Annotated in this window: 17 protein-coding genes; 9 read left to right on the top strand and 8 right to left on the bottom strand. The window is 55.6% G+C overall.

Annotation, left to right across the window (positions count from 1 at the left end; translation table 11 throughout):
* The first annotated feature begins 24 nt into the window (after positions 1-24).
* Together WJU16_RS03725 and WJU16_RS03720 are read left to right on the top strand one after the other, a co-directional pair.
* The gene (locus WJU16_RS03725) at positions 25-588 is read left to right on the top strand and encodes a glycosyltransferase family A protein (RefSeq protein WP_341836980.1); all 564 of its coding nucleotides are present in this window, start codon (positions 25-27) and stop codon (positions 586-588) included.
* Complete coding sequence (locus tag WJU16_RS03720; protein ID WP_341836979.1) at positions 573-1,145, top strand: hypothetical protein; 573 nt, start codon at positions 573-575, stop codon at positions 1,143-1,145. Before WJU16_RS03725 ends, WJU16_RS03720 begins: the two co-directional genes overlap by 16 nt.
* Here WJU16_RS03720 and WJU16_RS03715 read toward each other — a convergent pair.
* From WJU16_RS03715 to WJU16_RS03695, 5 genes are all read right to left on the bottom strand, one after another.
* Positions 1,130-1,930 (bottom strand): glycosyltransferase family 2 protein, encoded by an 801-nt coding sequence (locus WJU16_RS03715; protein ID WP_341836978.1) that lies wholly within the window; start codon positions 1,928-1,930, stop codon positions 1,130-1,132. The genes WJU16_RS03720 and WJU16_RS03715 overlap by 16 nt on opposite strands.
* A 182-nt stretch (positions 1,931-2,112) precedes the next feature.
* Complete coding sequence (locus WJU16_RS03710) at positions 2,113-3,957, bottom strand: ABC transporter ATP-binding protein (RefSeq protein ID WP_341836977.1); 1,845 nt, start codon at positions 3,955-3,957, stop codon at positions 2,113-2,115.
* A 67-nt stretch (positions 3,958-4,024) separates the two neighbouring features.
* Entirely contained in the window at positions 4,025-4,399 is a 375-nt protein-coding gene (locus tag WJU16_RS03705) for a DUF3037 domain-containing protein (protein WP_341836976.1), read from the bottom strand.
* Entirely contained in the window at positions 4,377-5,171 is a 795-nt protein-coding gene (locus WJU16_RS03700; protein ID WP_341836975.1) for a HipA family kinase, read from the bottom strand. The genes WJU16_RS03705 and WJU16_RS03700 overlap by 23 nt, the downstream gene beginning before the upstream one ends.
* Positions 5,172-5,241: 70 nt before the next feature.
* Entirely contained in the window at positions 5,242-5,880 is a 639-nt protein-coding gene (locus tag WJU16_RS03695; RefSeq protein ID WP_341836974.1) for a Type 1 glutamine amidotransferase-like domain-containing protein, read from the bottom strand.
* A 97-nt stretch (positions 5,881-5,977) separates the two neighbouring features.
* On the opposite strand from WJU16_RS03695, the gene WJU16_RS03690 reads away from it, so the two are divergent.
* From WJU16_RS03690 to WJU16_RS03670, 5 genes are all read left to right on the top strand, one after another.
* Positions 5,978-6,790, top strand: coding sequence for a helix-turn-helix transcriptional regulator (locus tag WJU16_RS03690; RefSeq protein WP_341836973.1), 813 nt, complete (start codon positions 5,978-5,980; stop codon positions 6,788-6,790).
* 79 nt (positions 6,791-6,869) lie between these two features.
* A complete protein-coding gene (locus tag WJU16_RS03685) occupies positions 6,870-7,508 on the top strand; it encodes an SDR family oxidoreductase (protein WP_341836972.1) in 639 nt (212 codons plus the stop codon).
* Complete coding sequence (locus WJU16_RS03680) at positions 7,471-7,998, top strand: DUF1772 domain-containing protein (protein WP_341836971.1); 528 nt, start codon at positions 7,471-7,473, stop codon at positions 7,996-7,998. The genes WJU16_RS03685 and WJU16_RS03680 overlap by 38 nt, the downstream gene beginning before the upstream one ends.
* A gap of 65 nt (positions 7,999-8,063) precedes the next feature.
* Positions 8,064-9,392, top strand: a complete 1,329-nt coding sequence (locus WJU16_RS03675; protein WP_341836970.1) for an amidohydrolase family protein — start codon at positions 8,064-8,066, stop codon at positions 9,390-9,392.
* 156 nt (positions 9,393-9,548) lie between these two features.
* On the top strand, positions 9,549-9,806 hold the full coding sequence (locus WJU16_RS03670; protein ID WP_341836969.1) for a hypothetical protein: 258 nt from the start codon (positions 9,549-9,551) through the stop codon (positions 9,804-9,806).
* A 55-nt stretch (positions 9,807-9,861) separates the two neighbouring features.
* On the opposite strand, the gene WJU16_RS03665 is transcribed toward WJU16_RS03670, so the two are convergent.
* Positions 9,862-10,602 (bottom strand): SDR family oxidoreductase, encoded by a 741-nt coding sequence (locus WJU16_RS03665; protein WP_341836968.1) that lies wholly within the window; start codon positions 10,600-10,602, stop codon positions 9,862-9,864.
* Positions 10,603-10,733: 131 nt separating this feature from the next.
* A complete protein-coding gene (locus WJU16_RS03660) occupies positions 10,734-11,714 on the bottom strand; it encodes a DUF1080 domain-containing protein (protein WP_341836967.1) in 981 nt (326 codons plus the stop codon).
* Between the two features lie 257 nt (positions 11,715-11,971).
* On the opposite strand from WJU16_RS03660, the gene WJU16_RS03655 reads away from it, so the two are divergent.
* Positions 11,972-12,949: a phosphatidylinositol-specific phospholipase C gene (locus WJU16_RS03655; protein ID WP_341836966.1), complete on the top strand. Its 978-nt coding sequence runs from the start codon at positions 11,972-11,974 to the stop codon at positions 12,947-12,949.
* A 566-nt stretch (positions 12,950-13,515) separates the two neighbouring features.
* Positions 13,516-15,102: an ABC-F family ATP-binding cassette domain-containing protein gene (locus WJU16_RS03650; RefSeq protein WP_341836965.1), complete on the top strand. Its 1,587-nt coding sequence runs from the start codon at positions 13,516-13,518 to the stop codon at positions 15,100-15,102.
* Between the two features lie 5 nt (positions 15,103-15,107).
* Here WJU16_RS03650 and WJU16_RS03645 read toward each other — a convergent pair whose 3' ends face one another.
* On the bottom strand, positions 15,108-15,737 hold the full coding sequence (locus WJU16_RS03645) for an LA_2272 family surface repeat-containing protein (RefSeq protein WP_341836964.1): 630 nt from the start codon (positions 15,735-15,737) through the stop codon (positions 15,108-15,110).
* Positions 15,738-15,744: the final 7 nt, after the last annotated feature.

Below are 15,744 nucleotides of genomic sequence, written 5' to 3'. Positions count from 1 at the left end.
TCCTATTTATATCAAATTTCCAGTATGGCGATCAGCATAGACGTAGTTATTCCTTCTTTCCGGCTAATTGAACATTACCTGGTACCCATTTTACGGCTGGAACGGCCCGAGGGTGTGAGGGTAAGGTTCTATTTGCTGTCCGACAACCCGGGGGTGGCGGTGGCGCCGTCGATTGCTGAGATGGTGGATGGGAAAGACGTGTTCCTGGAAGTGAACCCGCGGAATATGGGTGCGGCTTACACGCGCAACCGCGGGATTGCTGCGGGGGATGGGGATTGGGTGCTGTTCCTGGATGATGATATCACGGTGCCTTCGGACCTGCTGTCTGTTTACGCCCGTGCGGCGGAAGGGGATCCCGGGGCGTTGGGGTTCATCGGCCTGGTGCGCCTCCCGCCGCCCGGAAAGCCATTTTCTGACGCCATCCTCGCCAGCGGCAGCATGGATATCTTTACTATCGCGCAACACAGGAAAGATTTCGCCTGGGGCGCCACTGCCAATATCATGATCCGCCGTTCCGCCATCGGTGACGTAAGGTTTTCGGAAGTATATCCCAAATCGGGTGGGGGGAAGATGTGGATTTTTTCCTGAGAATCCGCGCGGCAAATGATTACCGCAATTACCGCACGCTCCCGGAAGCGGCGGTGAACCATCCCTGGTGGAAAGGGGAGGCGCCGGATTTCAAACGGCCGTTCCGGTACGGTACGGGGAATGCTCTATTACCGGAACAATTGCCCCAACATGCCTCGCGCGAATTGCCGAATACAGTGGAAACGGTGTTGCTCGCCCTCGTGGCTGCACTGGTGGCCGCTATCGTGCAACCATCGCTGCTGGCGCCGATTGCACTATTTATTGCGGGAGTATTGGTGATCGAATTCATCGCCACTACGGTGCAATCCATCAAACGGAAAGCAAAAACCGATATCCGGGTGTACTGGTATGTAACGGTGCTGCGGCTCAGCCACGACCTGGGATTGCTGTGGGGCAACCTGCGCCGTGGGAGAATCGAGGGGATTACCCGCCGGTTCAACGACAATGGCACATTCCGGAAAAGCAACCTCTTCCGGACCAATACCTATAAAATTGTAAAGTGGATTTTATACCCGTTGCTGATTTGGGCGGCGTGGATGATTTATACTTCGGCGTAGCCGTTCATGCAAGAAATCATATTATAACGAATGGTTTCCATATAACGATATTCGTTGGCCTCGACTTCAGATTTGGAATTGCATTTATGATGCAGGTGATAACAGTTGGCGGCGAGTTTCAGCCGAACTTTCTTGATACCCGCATTAATAAGCCTGGCGGCAAATTCATTGTCTTCGGAACCCCAGCCGCTGAACGTATTGTTATAGCCGTTTACGGCGATAAAATCTTCTCTCCAGAAAGCGAGGTTGCAACCTCTTGTTTTAGTAGCGTCCTGCCGGGAAAGCTGGAACAGCCATGACAATAAGGGGATTCTCAGGGAATTGAAACGATTGCTGATACCGGGGGTGAAGAAAAAGATGGTGTCGAAATCCCCGGTTCTGAGAATCCCTTTCGTCCGGTTTTCTTCCACCATGGTACGGGCCCCCTGGATGAAAACGCCTTTTTGGGCATGGCGAACGTGATCTTCCACAAACCTGGGGTGCAGCACGATATCGCCGTCAATTTCAATAATATAATCGGATTCTGAAAGTTTAACTGCCTTGTTGAGAATAATGCTTTTCCTGAAACCGTCATCCTTGTGCCAGGCATGCCGGAAAGGAATGCCCATCAATGCCGCGTATTTGCGGATGACGGATTCTGTTGCGGCGCCGGACCCATCATCTGCTATGATGATTTCATCCGGCATCCGGGATTGGCGCATCACACTTTTCAGGACGGCCTCCAGCGCCTTGGGCCAGTTGTAGGTTGAAATCAGTAATCCTACTGTGAATGATCTATTTTGCATTCCAGGTCGATTAATTAATTCGGGTTTTAAGATAAAGACCGGTCATTTATAAACCCGCCTCCCTTATAGTCAGGTACATGTTCGCAATACAGGTATAACGGGAAGACTATCAAAGATGTTACATCCGGTTTTAGGAACAAAATAAATATAAGTTACAAAAAAAGCAAATATATAATTTTTATTTAATTGCCGTTAAAAGTTTGCATCTCGATCAGCTTCCGGTAAAGCCCGTTTTTTTCCAATAACTCAAAATGGGTGCCGGTTTCTACAATACGGCCTCCTTCGAGTACGATAATCATGTCCGCACTCTGGATCGTGCTCAGTCGGTGGGCGATGACGAGCGACGTCCGGTTTTTCATCAGGTTATTCAATGCATCCTGCACCAGGCGTTCCGATTCGGTATCGAGCGCGGAGGTGGCTTCGTCGAGCAGCATGATAGGGGGATTGCGCAACACGGCCCTGGCGATGCAGATCCGTTGGCGCTGGCCGCCGCTGAGTTTCACCCCGCGGTCGCCGATGCGGGTCTGATAGCCTTCTTCCGAAGCCACGATGAAATCGTGGGCATTGGCGATCCGCGCCGCCGCTTCCACCTGTTCCTGCGTGGCTTCAGGATAAGCAAACGCTATATTATTGAAAATAGTGTCGTTGAAAAGAATTGTTTCCTGGTTTACGGTACCCATCAGCCCGCGGAGCGACTCCATCGTGTAATCCTGGATATTGTGCCCGTCTATCCGGATTTCGCCGCTCCAGGGCTGCGTAAACCGGGGAATGAGGTCCATCAGCGTAGACTTGCCCCCGCCGGAGGGCCCCACCAGCGCAACTGATGCGCCCCTGGGGATCGTAATGTTCACATTATCAAGGATTTTCCTATCCTGGTAACCGAAAGTAACATTCCTGAATTCCAGCGAATCTTTGAAGTCCCGGATTTCGATGGCGTCGGGTTTATTGACGATCGCCGGTTTTTCATCGATCAGCGCCAACACCCTTTCACCTGCCGCAATACCGGAGTGGATGGAAGAAAACGACTGTCCGATCGCTTTGGCGGGCCGCATGATCTGGGAGAAAATCGCAATGTATGCGATGAAAGCGCCCGGATCCAGTTCGTTGGACCCCTCGGCAATCAGTTTCCCGCCGTACAGCACAATGCCTGCCACCATGATCACCCCGAGCGTTTCCGATACCGGGCTGGCCAGTTGCTGGCGCCGGGCCATCGAGCGCATAATACGGCTGTATTTCTGGTTTTCATCATCGAAACGCTTGCGGATGAAGGGAATCGCGTTGAATGCCTTGATGATTTTGATCCCCGACAGCGCCTCGTCCAGGTAGCTGATCATCATTCCGTAAGTGGAATGCGATTCCGCCGCCTGGGATTTGAGCCTTTTTACGATCCGGGAGATCAGCCAACCGGCGACAGGGATCACCAGCATGGAAAACAGCGTCAGTTTCACCGAAATCATAAACAGCATTACCAGGTAGGCAATCAGCTGCAGCGGTTCCTTGAACACCACCTGCAAGGTACTGGTCACCGAGAACTGCACCACCTGCACATCTGAAGCAACTTTTGAAATGATATCGCCTTTCCTTTCATTGTTGAAATATGCGATATCCAGGTTCATGACGTTATTGAAAACGGATTTGCGGAGGTTGAGCAGGGTGTGGATGCGGAGATTCTCCATCGTCCGCTCCCCGAGATATTTAAAAATATTGCTGATGATCACGGAAATCACGATCACGGCGCACACATATTTCAGCGTCGTCATCAGGCCGAAATCGTCATTGAACTTTTGTGCGTAATAGTTCATGAATGCGATCAGGTCGAAGCCGGAGGGCGGTTCGGCGGGGAGCGGCGCCGCAACGGCAACGGTTTCGCCCGCGGCGGGCTGCTTGAAGAGCGTGGTCAGCAGCGGTGCTACCAACGCCAGGTTGAGCGTGCCGAAAACGACCGCCACAATTGTGAAAAGTATATAGGGTATAGCGTATTTCTCAATCGGTCTGGCAAACGATAAAAGCCGGAAATATGTCTTCATGTACTTTAGCTATAGTAAAACGTGCAAAGCTACTCATTATTTGGCAATTAGGCCGTTCGGGATTCCTTCACAGCACTAACTGGCGGTGCAGTCTTTCCAGGGTATCTTCCGGCCCCGCACACAGCCCCGGATGCACCCGTGATGTCTGTAAAATTGTGCTGCGCATGGCGGTTAGCCACCGGAAGCGGCTTGCTGCGTCGAGCTGCCCGATGGGGCCTTCGCCGCGGCAGGTTTTCTCGAACCCGTCTGCAAATGCCTTCAGCTCCCCCAAATCCAGTTCCGGGCTGAAGGCTTTCAGCCTTTCCTCGTTCAGGGTGATGATGCATCCGAGGTACCGTTTCTGCTTGCAGAACAGGATCACGCCCACGTTCATGAACTCTTCCCGCTCCACCTTCGGCACCACGCGGATCACGGCGTACTCATATAAGGGCATTTCGGGCATGCAGGGCGTTATTTAAAAAGTTATCGGCATGGGCGAGCCGGTTGGTAAGAAATCGGGTATAGACATCGCGCACCGCTTCGGGAGACTCGCCGTGGGTCGTTAGCCACGAATCCGGCAACAGATTTGTCACCGCGCGGATGCGCTCCGGCGTCAACAGGGGGCGCAGTTCCGCGTCCGCTTCCTTCAGTTGCGTTGCGTAGGGGAGCAGCACATGGTCTTTCACCTGGACGAACGGTTTGAGCGATTGTTCTTCCCAGTTGTCCCAGGAATGATGGAAATACAGGGAAGCGCCATGATCGATGAGCCACAGTTCCCGGTTCCACCAGAGCATATTCGTATTGCGCGCCGTGCGGTCCACATTGGTCAGCAGGCAGTCGAGCCATACGATTCTCGAGGCCAGGAGCGGATCGATTTCAGCGGCGTTGGGGTCGAAGGTAACGGAGCCGGAAAGGTAATGCAGCGCCAGGTTGAGGCCGGTGCTGGCTTTGAGGAGATCCTGGATTTCCTCGTCGGCCTCGGTACGCCCGAAGGCTTCGTCCAGTTTTGCGAAAACGAGCTCGGGTACCCGCAGCCCCAGGATCCTCGCTATTTCCCCGCCGATCAGCTCGGCGATGAGCGATTTTACGCCCTGGCCGGCGCCCCGGAATTTCAGCACGTACAGAAATCCGTCGTCCGCCTCCGCGATGGCGGGCAGGGAGCCGCCTTCGCGCAGCGGCGTTACGTAACGGGTCACGTTGACGGTCCGCAGTTCTATTTCAGGAATTATCATCATATCCTTCCACATATAAACAGCGGAAAATTAACACAATTACCCGGATTTCCTGCTAAATCTGCTAAAACCCCTAATCGATAATCCGCTGATGGCTGCCGTCGATCACCAACGCTTCGGTGTCGCCCAGCGGGAGGGTGCTGTATCCCGCAGCCTGCAGCTGCATGTTGGCCATGTGGGCGCCTTCGATAAAATCGGCGTTGTCGATATGGGGAATAATGGTGATGGAAGTGAGGCATAACCCGTCGAGCACGATTTCCGGCGCATCTTCCACATTGTCCATTGCCTGGAAGTACTCGATGGTGGGCCCGGCTACGATGGCGCCGGCGCTCCAGCCGCAGAAAACCTTGCCTTCGCGCACGAGGCGCTGGATCATGCCGTCGGCCCCGCTGGTTTTTAGGATCCAGCGGAGGTAGTAGGTGTTGCCGCCGCCCAGCCAGATCACGTCTTTCGCAGCCAGCCGCGCCTGCAATTGCGCCGGTCGCTGCTGCCACACCCGCAGGTCGATGGGCTCTACCTGGTAACCCCGCCGGATGAAGGCGTTGCGGATGGAGCGCACCCAGGGCGCTGAATCCGGGATTACGTCGGCGGCGTTTTCGATGAAAGCGATACGGATCGCGGAAGTTTCCTTCCCCACCAGCTTGTCGAGGGCGCTGTATTGGCGCTCGTTGATGGACAAGGAATAGAGCAATAGTTTGGGCAGTTCGGGCATAATGTAAAGCTACCGGGATTCCGGCTGTTGCACGGGTTGTATTATCGACAAATTAGCGGGGTATTTACGACAGATTATTTCGATATATTTGTTTGCAATGATCTACCGCCGTCTTCCCCCGCCGCCTGCTCTCCGCCGGTTCGTCCAATATTGCTGGACGCTGGAGAGCCATGCGGGCGATGAAGCGCAGGCATTCCGCACCCTGGCCGACGCGTCGCCGGGTATTATCTTCCAGCATCCGGGAAAGGGCGTGCTGTACCAGGAAAACAAGCTCCTGCCGCCTGTGTTTCTTTACGGCCAATCCACGCGTCACGCCGGTCTCCGCCTCGAAGGTGAATTCGGGGTGAGCGGGATGGTCCTCCGGCCGGGCGCGCTCCGTTCCGTTTTCGGCCTCAACCCGGGAGAACTGACCGACGGATGTATCGATGCCCGCGAGCTGCAACCCGCGCTGGCAGGCTGGCTGGAAGATATCGCGGAGGGGCCGTCGCCCGGAGAAGCACACCTGCAGGGCCTTTCGGCATTTGTGTCCGGACAGTTGGACCGCCACCGCCAGCATGAAGATCCGATGCTGGAAACTGCGCTCAGCCGTCTCCAGGAAACGCAGGGCGCCCTTTCGTTGCGCGACCTGCGCGACGAACTGCGCATCACCGAAAGAAGCTTTGAGCGCCGCTTCAAACAATACACCGGCATGAGCCCGAAACGCTTCGCGCGCATTGCCCAGTTCCAGGCTTCCCTGCAGCAACTGCGCGGAAAACAATTCGATAAATTGTCGGACCTGGCTTACAGCAACGATTATGCGGATCAATCCCACTTTATCCGCACCTTCCGCGAATTCGCCGGCTGCAGCCCCCAGAAATTCCAGGACGCCGGCCCCGTGAGCTATAATTCCGGCGCAATGCTATCCCGCTAATATTCCCGTTCCCGATTTTGTCGGTTTTGTTCTATTTCTCCCCCGGTGCCCGCGGTAGTTTTGTTGAAAATTATCACCCATGCAACTCATTATTTTCGGCGCCAGCGGCGCAACCGGACGCCTCCTTACCCAACAGGCCCTCGAAGCCGGCCACCGCGTGACCGCCTTCGTCCGCAACCCGGCTTCCCTGCAGATCGACCACCCGCTGCTCACAAAACTAGCCGGCGACGCGCTCGACGAGTCCGCGGTGCAGGTAGCGGTCAAAGGGCACGACGCCGTGTTGTCCACCCTTGGCGCGCCGGCCAACAAAACCGGCACCATCCGCTCACAGGGCACGCTAAATATCGTCAAAGCCATGCAGCACGCGGGCATCCGCCGGCTGGTGGTGCAAACCTCGCTGGGGTATGGCGACAGCAAAGCCACGCTTCGCCGCACGCCTTTCGTTTTCCGCAATATCATCGTTCCGTTCCTTTTGAAAAAAGGCTTCGCGGATCACGCCCTGCAGGAAACACATGTCCGCAACAGCGGGCTGGACTGGGTGATCGTTCGGCCGGGGAACCTCACCAACGGGCCTTTGACCGAAAATTACCGCCACGGTTTCGCGGCGGACGACAACAAAATACATGTTAAGGTTTCACGCGCCGACGTTGCGCATTTCATGTTACAGCAAATCAAATCCCATGCATATCTCAGGCAAACACCCGGTATCTCTTACTGATGGCCTCCCAGGCATCGTTTTTTTGGCGGCCGTCATCCTCACCTGCCTGTCGGCCGGTATCTTTTATGCCTATGCGGTGTCCGTTGTGCCGGGGCTGGGGCGGGTTAAGGATTCAGCGTACCTGACAGCTTACCAGTCCATCAACCGCGCGATACTGAATCCCTGGTTTCTCATCGTGTTCATGGCGCCGGTGTTTTTGTTGCCCTTCAGCGCGTGGCAGCAATTTTCACAGCCGGCGAACTTGGCCTGGTGGGCGCTTGTGGCGGCCGGGGCTATTTACATTACCGGTGTATTCGGGGTAACGGTGGCGTGTAATGTGCCGTTGAACGAATGGCTCGACAAGCAGGATCTGGCGTCGGCGGGGGAGCAGACGCTGAAAGAGTGGCGCCTTCGGTTCGAGGAGCCGTGGAACCGGTGGAATGTTGTGCGGACCGCCGCCTCCGTAGTATCGGCGATATTATCCGTTTGGGCGATACTTCGGCTGAAGTAGTGAACATTTGCGGGAGGGAAACCGTTTAATTCGAACACCGGCCTATGGGCTCAAAAAATCGCAACATGAAACGGATTCTTACCCTTTGTATGGTGATCGTAAACGGCCTGGCCGCTGCGCAGGAAAAACCGAAACCCGTAACGCTCATCATGAATGTGCGTGTATTTACGGGGAAGGATGCAGCGCCCTTTAACGGGAACGTACTAGTCACCGGCAATGTTATCACGAAAATATCGGCAGGTCCCATCCCTACAGACCGAAGTATGAACACCACGATCATCGACGGGAAGGGGCAATTCCTCATGCCCGGGCTTATCGATGCGCATTATCACGCAATGTTTGCCAATATTCCGCAAATGGCTGCCATCACAAAAGACTTTGGATTTGTGGTGCTGATGGCGGGGAACAACGCCCGTAATACGCTCATGCGCGGTTTCACAAGCGTGCGGGACATGGGTGGGCCGATTTTCGGTTTAAAAGATGCGATCGATGCGGGCGTAACGCCGGGGCCGAGGATCTGGCCTTCCGGTGCGTTTATCAGTCAAACCGGTGGCCATGGCGATTTTCGCTTGCCATATGAAATACCACGTGCGGCCAACGAGCCCCTCAGCTATTCGGAGCGCATCCGGGCGGCGGCCATCGCAGATGGTGTGGATGCGGTGTTGCTCCGCTCGCGGGAGCAGCTGATGGCGGGCGCGAGCCAGCTCAAGCTGATGGCGGGCGGGGGCGTCAGCTCAGTATACGACCCGCTGGACGTGGCGCAATATACCGAAGCGGAATTCCGCGCGGCGGTGGAAGCAGCGGAAAACTGGGGTACCTATGTTACTGTACATGCCTATACGCCGCATGCGATACAGACCGCGATCAAGGCCGGCGTGAAATGCATCGAGCACGGGCAGCTGGCGGATGAAGCCTCGGCGAAGATGATTGCGGAAAAAGGTATCTGGTGGTCGTTGCAGCCGTTTATCGACGATGAGGACAGCAATCCCAAAACAGGGGAAGGCCGCGAGAAGCAACTGGAAATGTACGGCGGCACCGACAATGCAATGGCGCTGGCCAAAAAATATAAAGTCAAAATCGCCTGGGGTACAGACGCTTTGTTCGACGCCCGGGTGGCGAGCCGCCAGGGCGCGCGGCTGGTAGCGATGACGCGCTGGTTCAAACCGTTGGAGATACTGCAGATGGCCACGCGGAATAATGGCGAGCTGCTGGCGCTTTCCGGGAAACGGAGCCCCTACAAAGGCAAGCTGGGCGTGTTGGAAGAGGGGGCGCTGGCGGATATGATCCTTGTAAACGGTGATCCCATCCAGGAAATTAAGCTGCTGGAAGATCCGGAAAAGAATCTCACGCTGATTATGAAAGACGGAATCGTCTACAAAAATACCCTTCAATAGCCTTGACAAGAAAAGTGACCGTCAGGTCGCAATGTTGTTTGCGATGCTGGGCACCGGTTGCCGGCGCGTGACGCATTACCAGGCGGACGATACGGATGCAGTGGCGGAGAATGGGAGGGAGGCCGTATCGGCTCACTGCGCGGTTTCCGCAGCGATATGCGAAACTTCGGCGGGCATGCCTTCGTAGATAAAGGGCATATGACCCTGTGCGATTTCACGGGTTATGCGCCCCTCATGCCGCCGATCATCGAATTTTTCCAGAAAGGCACACCGCCCGCGCCGGAAGCGGAAACCATAGACAGTTACGCATTCATGGGCGCGGCGCAGGAAAGCCGGGTGAAAAAAAGTATGCCCGTGAACGTAGCCGATATTGTTAAAAAGGCGGAGCGGCAGCGCGCGAAAGTGAAAATTTAATCCGCTGCAATATATCAGCAACGTCCCGGGGCCACAAGTCTCCGGGACGTTGCATTTATGCCATACCGCCGTTTGCGCCGATGTTTTGCGCGGAAATCCATTTGGCATCGTCGCTAGCGAGGAAAACCACCACGCGCGAGATGTCTTCCGGCTCGGCGATGCGCCCGAAAGCCGACAGTCCGGCGAGCCTGGCGATGGCTTCGTCGGATTTGCCGTTCGTGAACAGTTCGGTGTTGGTGGGCCCCGGCGAAATGGAATTGACGTTAATGCCGCGGGTGCCCACTTCTTTGGCGAAAACGCGTGTTAATTGTTCCACAGCGGCTTTGGTGGCCACGTAACTGGCGTATCCGGGAACCATGATCCGGTTGACGGAAGTGGAGAAATTAATGATGGTGCCGTTGTCCGCCAGGCGGGTGGCCGATTCGCGGAGTGTATTGAAAACGCCTTTCACGTTGATGTCGAACATCCGGCTGAATTCTTCGTCGGTGGTGTCTTTGATCGGTTTGGTGAACATGATGCCGGCGTTGTTGATCAGCACGTCGATGCGGCCGAAATGGTCGATCGCTTCGTCGAACAGGCGGCGCACCTGCGATGAGTTGCTCACGTCGGCCTGGATGGCGATGGCTTTTCCGCCGGTAGCGGTGATGGAGGATACGACGTTCTCTGCGTCGGCTTTACGGCCTGCGAAGTTCACGATCACGCTCGCGCCAGCTGCGGCCAGATCGCGGGCAACGGTGGCGCCAATACCCCTGGAGGCGCCGGTCACCAGTATTACTTTTTTCGATAGATTTTGCATGCCCAAATGTCGGATTTTGGCGGGCATGGAAATTGCGCGGGAGAAATGGGAAATTGCGAAATTCAAACGCTGGCCTTGAAAACAAAAAGCCCGCTCGGTGAGGAGCGGGCTTATTTATTTATCCGGAAAGATTATTTCGCGGGCGTGATCACGATCTTGCGGAACTCGATCGGGCCGTGGTCGCCCTGGAAGTAAATCGGTCCGGGTTCGCCTTCGTTGCTGTCGAGCGCGCCGCCGGTGATGCCGGGGATCTCCTGGTTGCTCACTACTGTTTTGCCGTTCACCACGATAGTGACGTGGCGACCAACGAGGGTGATGTCAAACGTCTGCCAGGTATCGGGGCCGAGGGCGTAGATTTCGCTGGGAGCGATAAAGCCGTACACACCGCTGAAGAGTGTGGACGAAGGGTGCGCGTCTTTCGGGCTGTCTTCGATCTGTACTTCATGACGGCCTCTCAGGTATACACCGCTGTTGCTGCCTTTCTGGTAGCGGAATTCAACGTGCAGCTTGAAGTCGGTGAATTTCTGCTCGGAGATGAGGTTGGCGCCGGATTTTGGGCTGGTGAGGATGCCGTCGCGCACTTCCCATTGGTTGGGCGCGCCTACTGCTTTCCAGCCGGTAAGGTCTTTCCCGTTGAACAACTTGATCGATTTGCCCCAGGAGGGTGCCGCGGCGCGTTTCATTTCGGGAGCTTTTACGGCTGTCCAGTTGAAGGTGCCGCCGTCGGGGTAGGAGATGGTGCCTTTGAGGCCGCTGGCGGTTACTTCGCCGTTCACGGTAAGGTCGCCTTTACCGCTTTCCCATTGCGGTGGAATGGTAAAGCTGAACTTTCCGTTTTCAAACTTCACATGGGAAACGGGACGGGAGCTGCCGGAGGTAGCTACGAAATGGCCAACCAGCGTTCGGAAACCGGAGAGCTTCACTTCCAGCCAGGAAGGTGCGGGCTGGCCGTTCTGGTCGATGGTGATATCCCACCGGCCGATGAGTTCTTTCTGGTCTGCCGCCGCCTTAACGGAATTGGCGTGTTGCTGCTCCTGGGCGGCCGCGGTGCCTGCGGTACCGAGGATCGTTGCCAGGCCCATGCCCAGTGCAAGGATTTTTTTATGCATCATTGTTGAGTTTTGCCTATTGAAAGTTGGGTGACCACAGCGCCGGTTGCCGCCGGTATTACCTGTGTAGCCCGCCAAGTTAGGATATATTTGCTTTTTCCGCAAGCCGCAATTCCATAAACGGTATATGACTTCTGTCTTAATTCTTACTGCTAAAAGATATATTGGAAGTTTAGCTGGAAATTCCGGCTTATTTTCAGGATACGACACCCGGCCCTGACAGCAGCGATAGGATAACCCTTCTCAAACCCATGTATGTTATGAGCATCAAAACCCGTTTGCAAGCCGCAGCCCTCGCGGCCATTACCCTGTTTGGCATCAGTTGCAGCAAAGACGCCCGAGAAACTTCACCGCTCCTTCGGCCCGAAAGCCTTTCCGGCGCCGCTCCGCAGGCCACCTTGCTGGCCGTTATGAACAGCTGGATGACCGGCCTTCCCGACAACACGAACCTCGCCCGCATCACCATCCCCGGTACCCACGATTCCGGCGCGCGCTTCGAGCCCATCGGCGGCACCGCCAAATGCCAGCACCTCACCATCGGCGAGCAACTGGAAGCAGGCGTCCGTTTCCTCGACATCCGCTGCCGCCACATCGGCGACGCGTTCGCCATCCATCATGGCAGCATTTACCAGAACCTGAATTTCACCGACGTCATCACCGCCTGCGTTTCCTTCCTCGACAACCACCCTGGCGAAACCATCATCATGTGCGTGAAGGAAGAATACGATCCCACCGGCAACACGCGTAGCTTCGAGCAAACGTTCGATGCTTACGTAGCAGTGAACCCCGGCCGCTGGCACATGGGCGCATCCGTGCCAAACCTGGGCAGCGTCCGCAATAAAATAGTGCTGCTGCGCCGTTTCGGCGCTTCCTCCTTGCCCAAAGGCATCGACGCCACCAACTGGGCCGACAACACCACGTTTACCAGCAGCAACGCCGATGCCACGCTGCGCGTGCAGGATCAGTACGTGGTGCCCGACAACAATGCGAAATGGACCGGCGTCACCAATCTGTTCAATGAGGCCAACACCAGTACCAACAACACGCTGTTCATCAATTTTACCAGCGGATACAAATCCCTCATCTTCGGTATCCCCCGCATCACCACCGTTTCCAATAATATCAACCCGCGCATCAACACCTATTTCACTACCAATACTTTTGGCAGGTACGGTATTATTCCCATGGATTTCGTGGACGCCACAAGGGCGCAACTTATCGTGGAATCCAATTTCTAACAGAAAATTCCGTGTAACACTTTTTCAGCCCGGCGTCAGGGCAGGCTGTGCGCTTTTCTAAAGGCTCCCGCGAAGTATTTGCCGGGAGCCTTTTCTATAAAAAATACTCGGAAAAGCACAATTTTGTTCGCAAATCATTTTAAACGAATTTATCCCTGACCTAAACATTCCACCTGCCTGTTGCTTACCGCCGCTTATGCAAATGTCGCATGAACCACCGGCAGCCGGGGCGGGCGATAGTAGACAATGTTCGAAAAACCGGAAATCGAATATTCCGTTGGAGTGCCACCGGAAGTAATGCAGGAATGGTAAGTAAATGCCGGCGGGCCATCGCCACTGGTCCGTAATGTGGATGCCCTGGCCGCGGAGATGAAGGAAACCGGCACGTTATATCTCTGGTGGGATTGACAGGAATTTGAATTTCCGGAGAATTTTGTATTTTTGCATCACATTTAAACTTCATTCGTACCAACATGTGAGATTTAATTTCTTTCAAGATTAACCCGTAGCTGCGTGGCCGTAATACCCAGGCCGCCGTTATTCTTCACTGTTAAAGAAAGAAAATCATGTTGGCGTTTCAAGACGTTACTTACGCGCATCCCAATAAAGACGTATTGTTTTCCGGGCTTCATTTTACCGTGAACCGCGGAGAAAAAATCGCGCTGATCGGCCCGAACGGCGCGGGAAAATCCACTTTGCTCCGGCTGATGGCGGGGGAGTTGCAGCCGCTGTCCGGCAATATCCGGCAAGACGAGCCCCCATACTACATTCCCCAGCATTTCGGGCAGTTCGACCACCTGACGGTAGGCGAGGCGCTCCGTGCCGGAGAGCGCCTCCACGCCCTGCGCGAAATCCTCAGCGGAAACGTGACCGATGCACGCATGGCGGCGCTGGACGACGACTGGACCATCGAAGAGCGTTGTCGGGAAGCCCTCGCGCACTGGCACCTCGCCGGCTTGCCGCTTGACCTCCGGCTCGCAGCGTTGAGCGGGGGGCAGAAGACGCGCGTTTTCCTGGCCGGTATACTCGTGAACCAACCTGCGTTCCTCCTGCTCGATGAGCCCGGTAATCACCTCGACGCGGCCGGGCGTGCGCTCCTCCGCGAACTGATCGCAGGATGGCGGCAAACGCTTGTGCTCGTCAGCCACGACGCCACTTTGTTGCGGCTTTTACCGGAGGTGTTCGAACTGGGTAAAAAAGGGATCACGGTGTATGGCGGTGGTTTTGATTTCTACAAAGAACAGAAAGCGATTGAGCAGGACGCCCTGCGCCAGGACCTCCACAGCCGCGAAAAAGCGCTGCGCAAAGCGCGGGAAACGGAGCGTGAAGCCATGGAGCGAAAAGCGAAGATGGATGCCCGCGGCAGAAAGAAACAGGACAAATCCAACGTGCCCACTATCGTCCTCAATACCCTCCGCAACAACGCCGAGAAGAGCGCCGCCAGCCTCAAGAAAGCGCATGCGGAGAAAATGGACGGCATCGCCGAAGAAGTGAATCGCCTCCGCAAAGAAATGCCCGATATCGATAAAATGAAACTGAATGTCGACGATTCGGCTTTGCATAAAGGAAAGGTGCTCCTCACCGCGCAGGCGCTGAACATCCGTTTCGGGGAAAGGCTCCTCTGGCCGGAGGGGCTTGACTTCCAGATCAGGAGCGGCGACAGGACCGCCATCCGTGGTGGTAACGGTTCCGGCAAAACGACGTTGATCCGTTTGCTGTTGGGCGAGTTGGAGCCGTCCGAAGGAACGTTGCAGCGGGCGGATTTCCGGGCGGTGTACATCGACCAGGATTATTCTTATCTCGATGGCGGGCTGACCGTTTATGAGCAGGCACAGCGGCATAATCCCGGCGCGCTGGAAGAGCATGAAGTCAAAATGCGGCTGAACAGGTTCCTGTTCGGGCCGGAGGACTGGAACAAGCCTTCTTCTGGCCTGAGCGGCGGGGAAAGGATGCGGCTGTTGTTATGCGTGTTGAATATCGGCACGAAAGCGCCGGATATGATCATCCTCGACGAGCCCACCAATAACCTGGACATGCAGAATGTGGAGATCCTCACGGCGGCCATAAATGGCTACGACGGTACATTGTTGGTGGTTTCCCACGACGGGGAATTCCTCGCTTCGCTGGGGATGACGGGTGAGATTGCATTGTAGACGCGTCAGGACCGGAAGTTCCAGTTGATAAGGGGTAGTTTCCGTTTTTCGTTCTCGTTCCAGAGGCCGATCTGTACGCCGCGGGTGTTTTTGCTAGCATTCATGAACCCGATCTGTATTCCGCGGAGCCTTTCCGTGCGCACCCCCATGCCCAGTTGGATGCCGTTGGCGGTTTCGCAAACATTGAAGGTGCCATATTGGATGCCATTCATTACTTCGCAGGCGTTGATCATCGCGGAGACGGATATCCCGTTGACGCGCCAGTTGATTTGCGTCAGCCCTCCGATCGAGATGCCATTAACCCGGTAGCAGACGCCGCCCAATGCGGAAATATTGATGCCGTTTGCCTGTTGCGGGAACTTGTCTTCTGGAAAGGTTTCGGGGGTAGTGCCATGGGCGGTGTCCCAGGGTGCGCGCGGCATGAGGCTGAGGAGCAGTCCTGCCCCGGGCGCTTCGACCCGGATGCCGTTGGTGGTCGTATTGGCGTTTTCGTTCAGGGAGTAGGCGCCCACGCTGATGCCGTAGATGCGGACGTTGCGCTCGTGGAAGGTCCACAGCGGGAATCGGGCCGGGCGGTGTTGGGCGCGGGTCGGTAAAAACGCCAGCATCAACAGGGATAAAAGGAAGATGCGCATAGGTTTG

Source organism: Chitinophaga pollutisoli (genome assembly GCF_038396755.1).
Lineage (GTDB): Bacteria > Bacteroidota > Bacteroidia > Chitinophagales > Chitinophagaceae > Chitinophaga > Chitinophaga pollutisoli.
Note: the sequence above shows the minus strand (reverse complement) of the source record. Positions and strands in the feature narration are given on the sequence as shown.

What these genes read in the sequence shown, in the direction of transcription:
- WJU16_RS03650 (WP_341836965.1), top strand. Translation starts at nt 13,516, where the DNA reads ATGTTGGCGTTTCAAGACGTTACTTACGCGCATCCCAATAAAGACGTA.
- WJU16_RS03690 (WP_341836973.1), top strand. Translation starts at nt 5,978, where the DNA reads ATGATCTACCGCCGTCTTCCCCCGCCGCCTGCTCTCCGCCGGTTCGTC.
- WJU16_RS03700 (WP_341836975.1), bottom strand. Translation starts at nt 5,171, where the DNA reads ATGATGATAATTCCTGAAATAGAACTGCGGACCGTCAACGTGACCCGT.
- WJU16_RS03660 (WP_341836967.1), bottom strand. Translation starts at nt 11,714, where the DNA reads ATGATGCATAAAAAAATCCTTGCACTGGGCATGGGCCTGGCAACGATC.
- WJU16_RS03725 (WP_341836980.1), top strand. Translation starts at nt 25, where the DNA reads ATGGCGATCAGCATAGACGTAGTTATTCCTTCTTTCCGGCTAATTGAA.
- WJU16_RS03645 (WP_341836964.1), bottom strand. Translation starts at nt 15,737, where the DNA reads ATGCGCATCTTCCTTTTATCCCTGTTGATGCTGGCGTTTTTACCGACC.
- WJU16_RS03695 (WP_341836974.1), bottom strand. Translation starts at nt 5,880, where the DNA reads ATGCCCGAACTGCCCAAACTATTGCTCTATTCCTTGTCCATCAACGAG.
- WJU16_RS03710 (WP_341836977.1), bottom strand. Translation starts at nt 3,957, where the DNA reads ATGAAGACATATTTCCGGCTTTTATCGTTTGCCAGACCGATTGAGAAA.
- WJU16_RS03685 (WP_341836972.1), top strand. Translation starts at nt 6,870, where the DNA reads ATGCAACTCATTATTTTCGGCGCCAGCGGCGCAACCGGACGCCTCCTT.
- WJU16_RS03670 (WP_341836969.1), top strand. Translation starts at nt 9,549, where the DNA reads ATGCGAAACTTCGGCGGGCATGCCTTCGTAGATAAAGGGCATATGACC.
- WJU16_RS03680 (WP_341836971.1), top strand. Translation starts at nt 7,471, where the DNA reads ATGCATATCTCAGGCAAACACCCGGTATCTCTTACTGATGGCCTCCCA.
- WJU16_RS03675 (WP_341836970.1), top strand. Translation starts at nt 8,064, where the DNA reads ATGAAACGGATTCTTACCCTTTGTATGGTGATCGTAAACGGCCTGGCC.
- WJU16_RS03715 (WP_341836978.1), bottom strand. Translation starts at nt 1,930, where the DNA reads ATGCAAAATAGATCATTCACAGTAGGATTACTGATTTCAACCTACAAC.
- WJU16_RS03655 (WP_341836966.1), top strand. Translation starts at nt 11,972, where the DNA reads ATGAGCATCAAAACCCGTTTGCAAGCCGCAGCCCTCGCGGCCATTACC.
- WJU16_RS03665 (WP_341836968.1), bottom strand. Translation starts at nt 10,602, where the DNA reads ATGCAAAATCTATCGAAAAAAGTAATACTGGTGACCGGCGCCTCCAGG.
- WJU16_RS03705 (WP_341836976.1), bottom strand. Translation starts at nt 4,399, where the DNA reads ATGCCCGAAATGCCCTTATATGAGTACGCCGTGATCCGCGTGGTGCCG.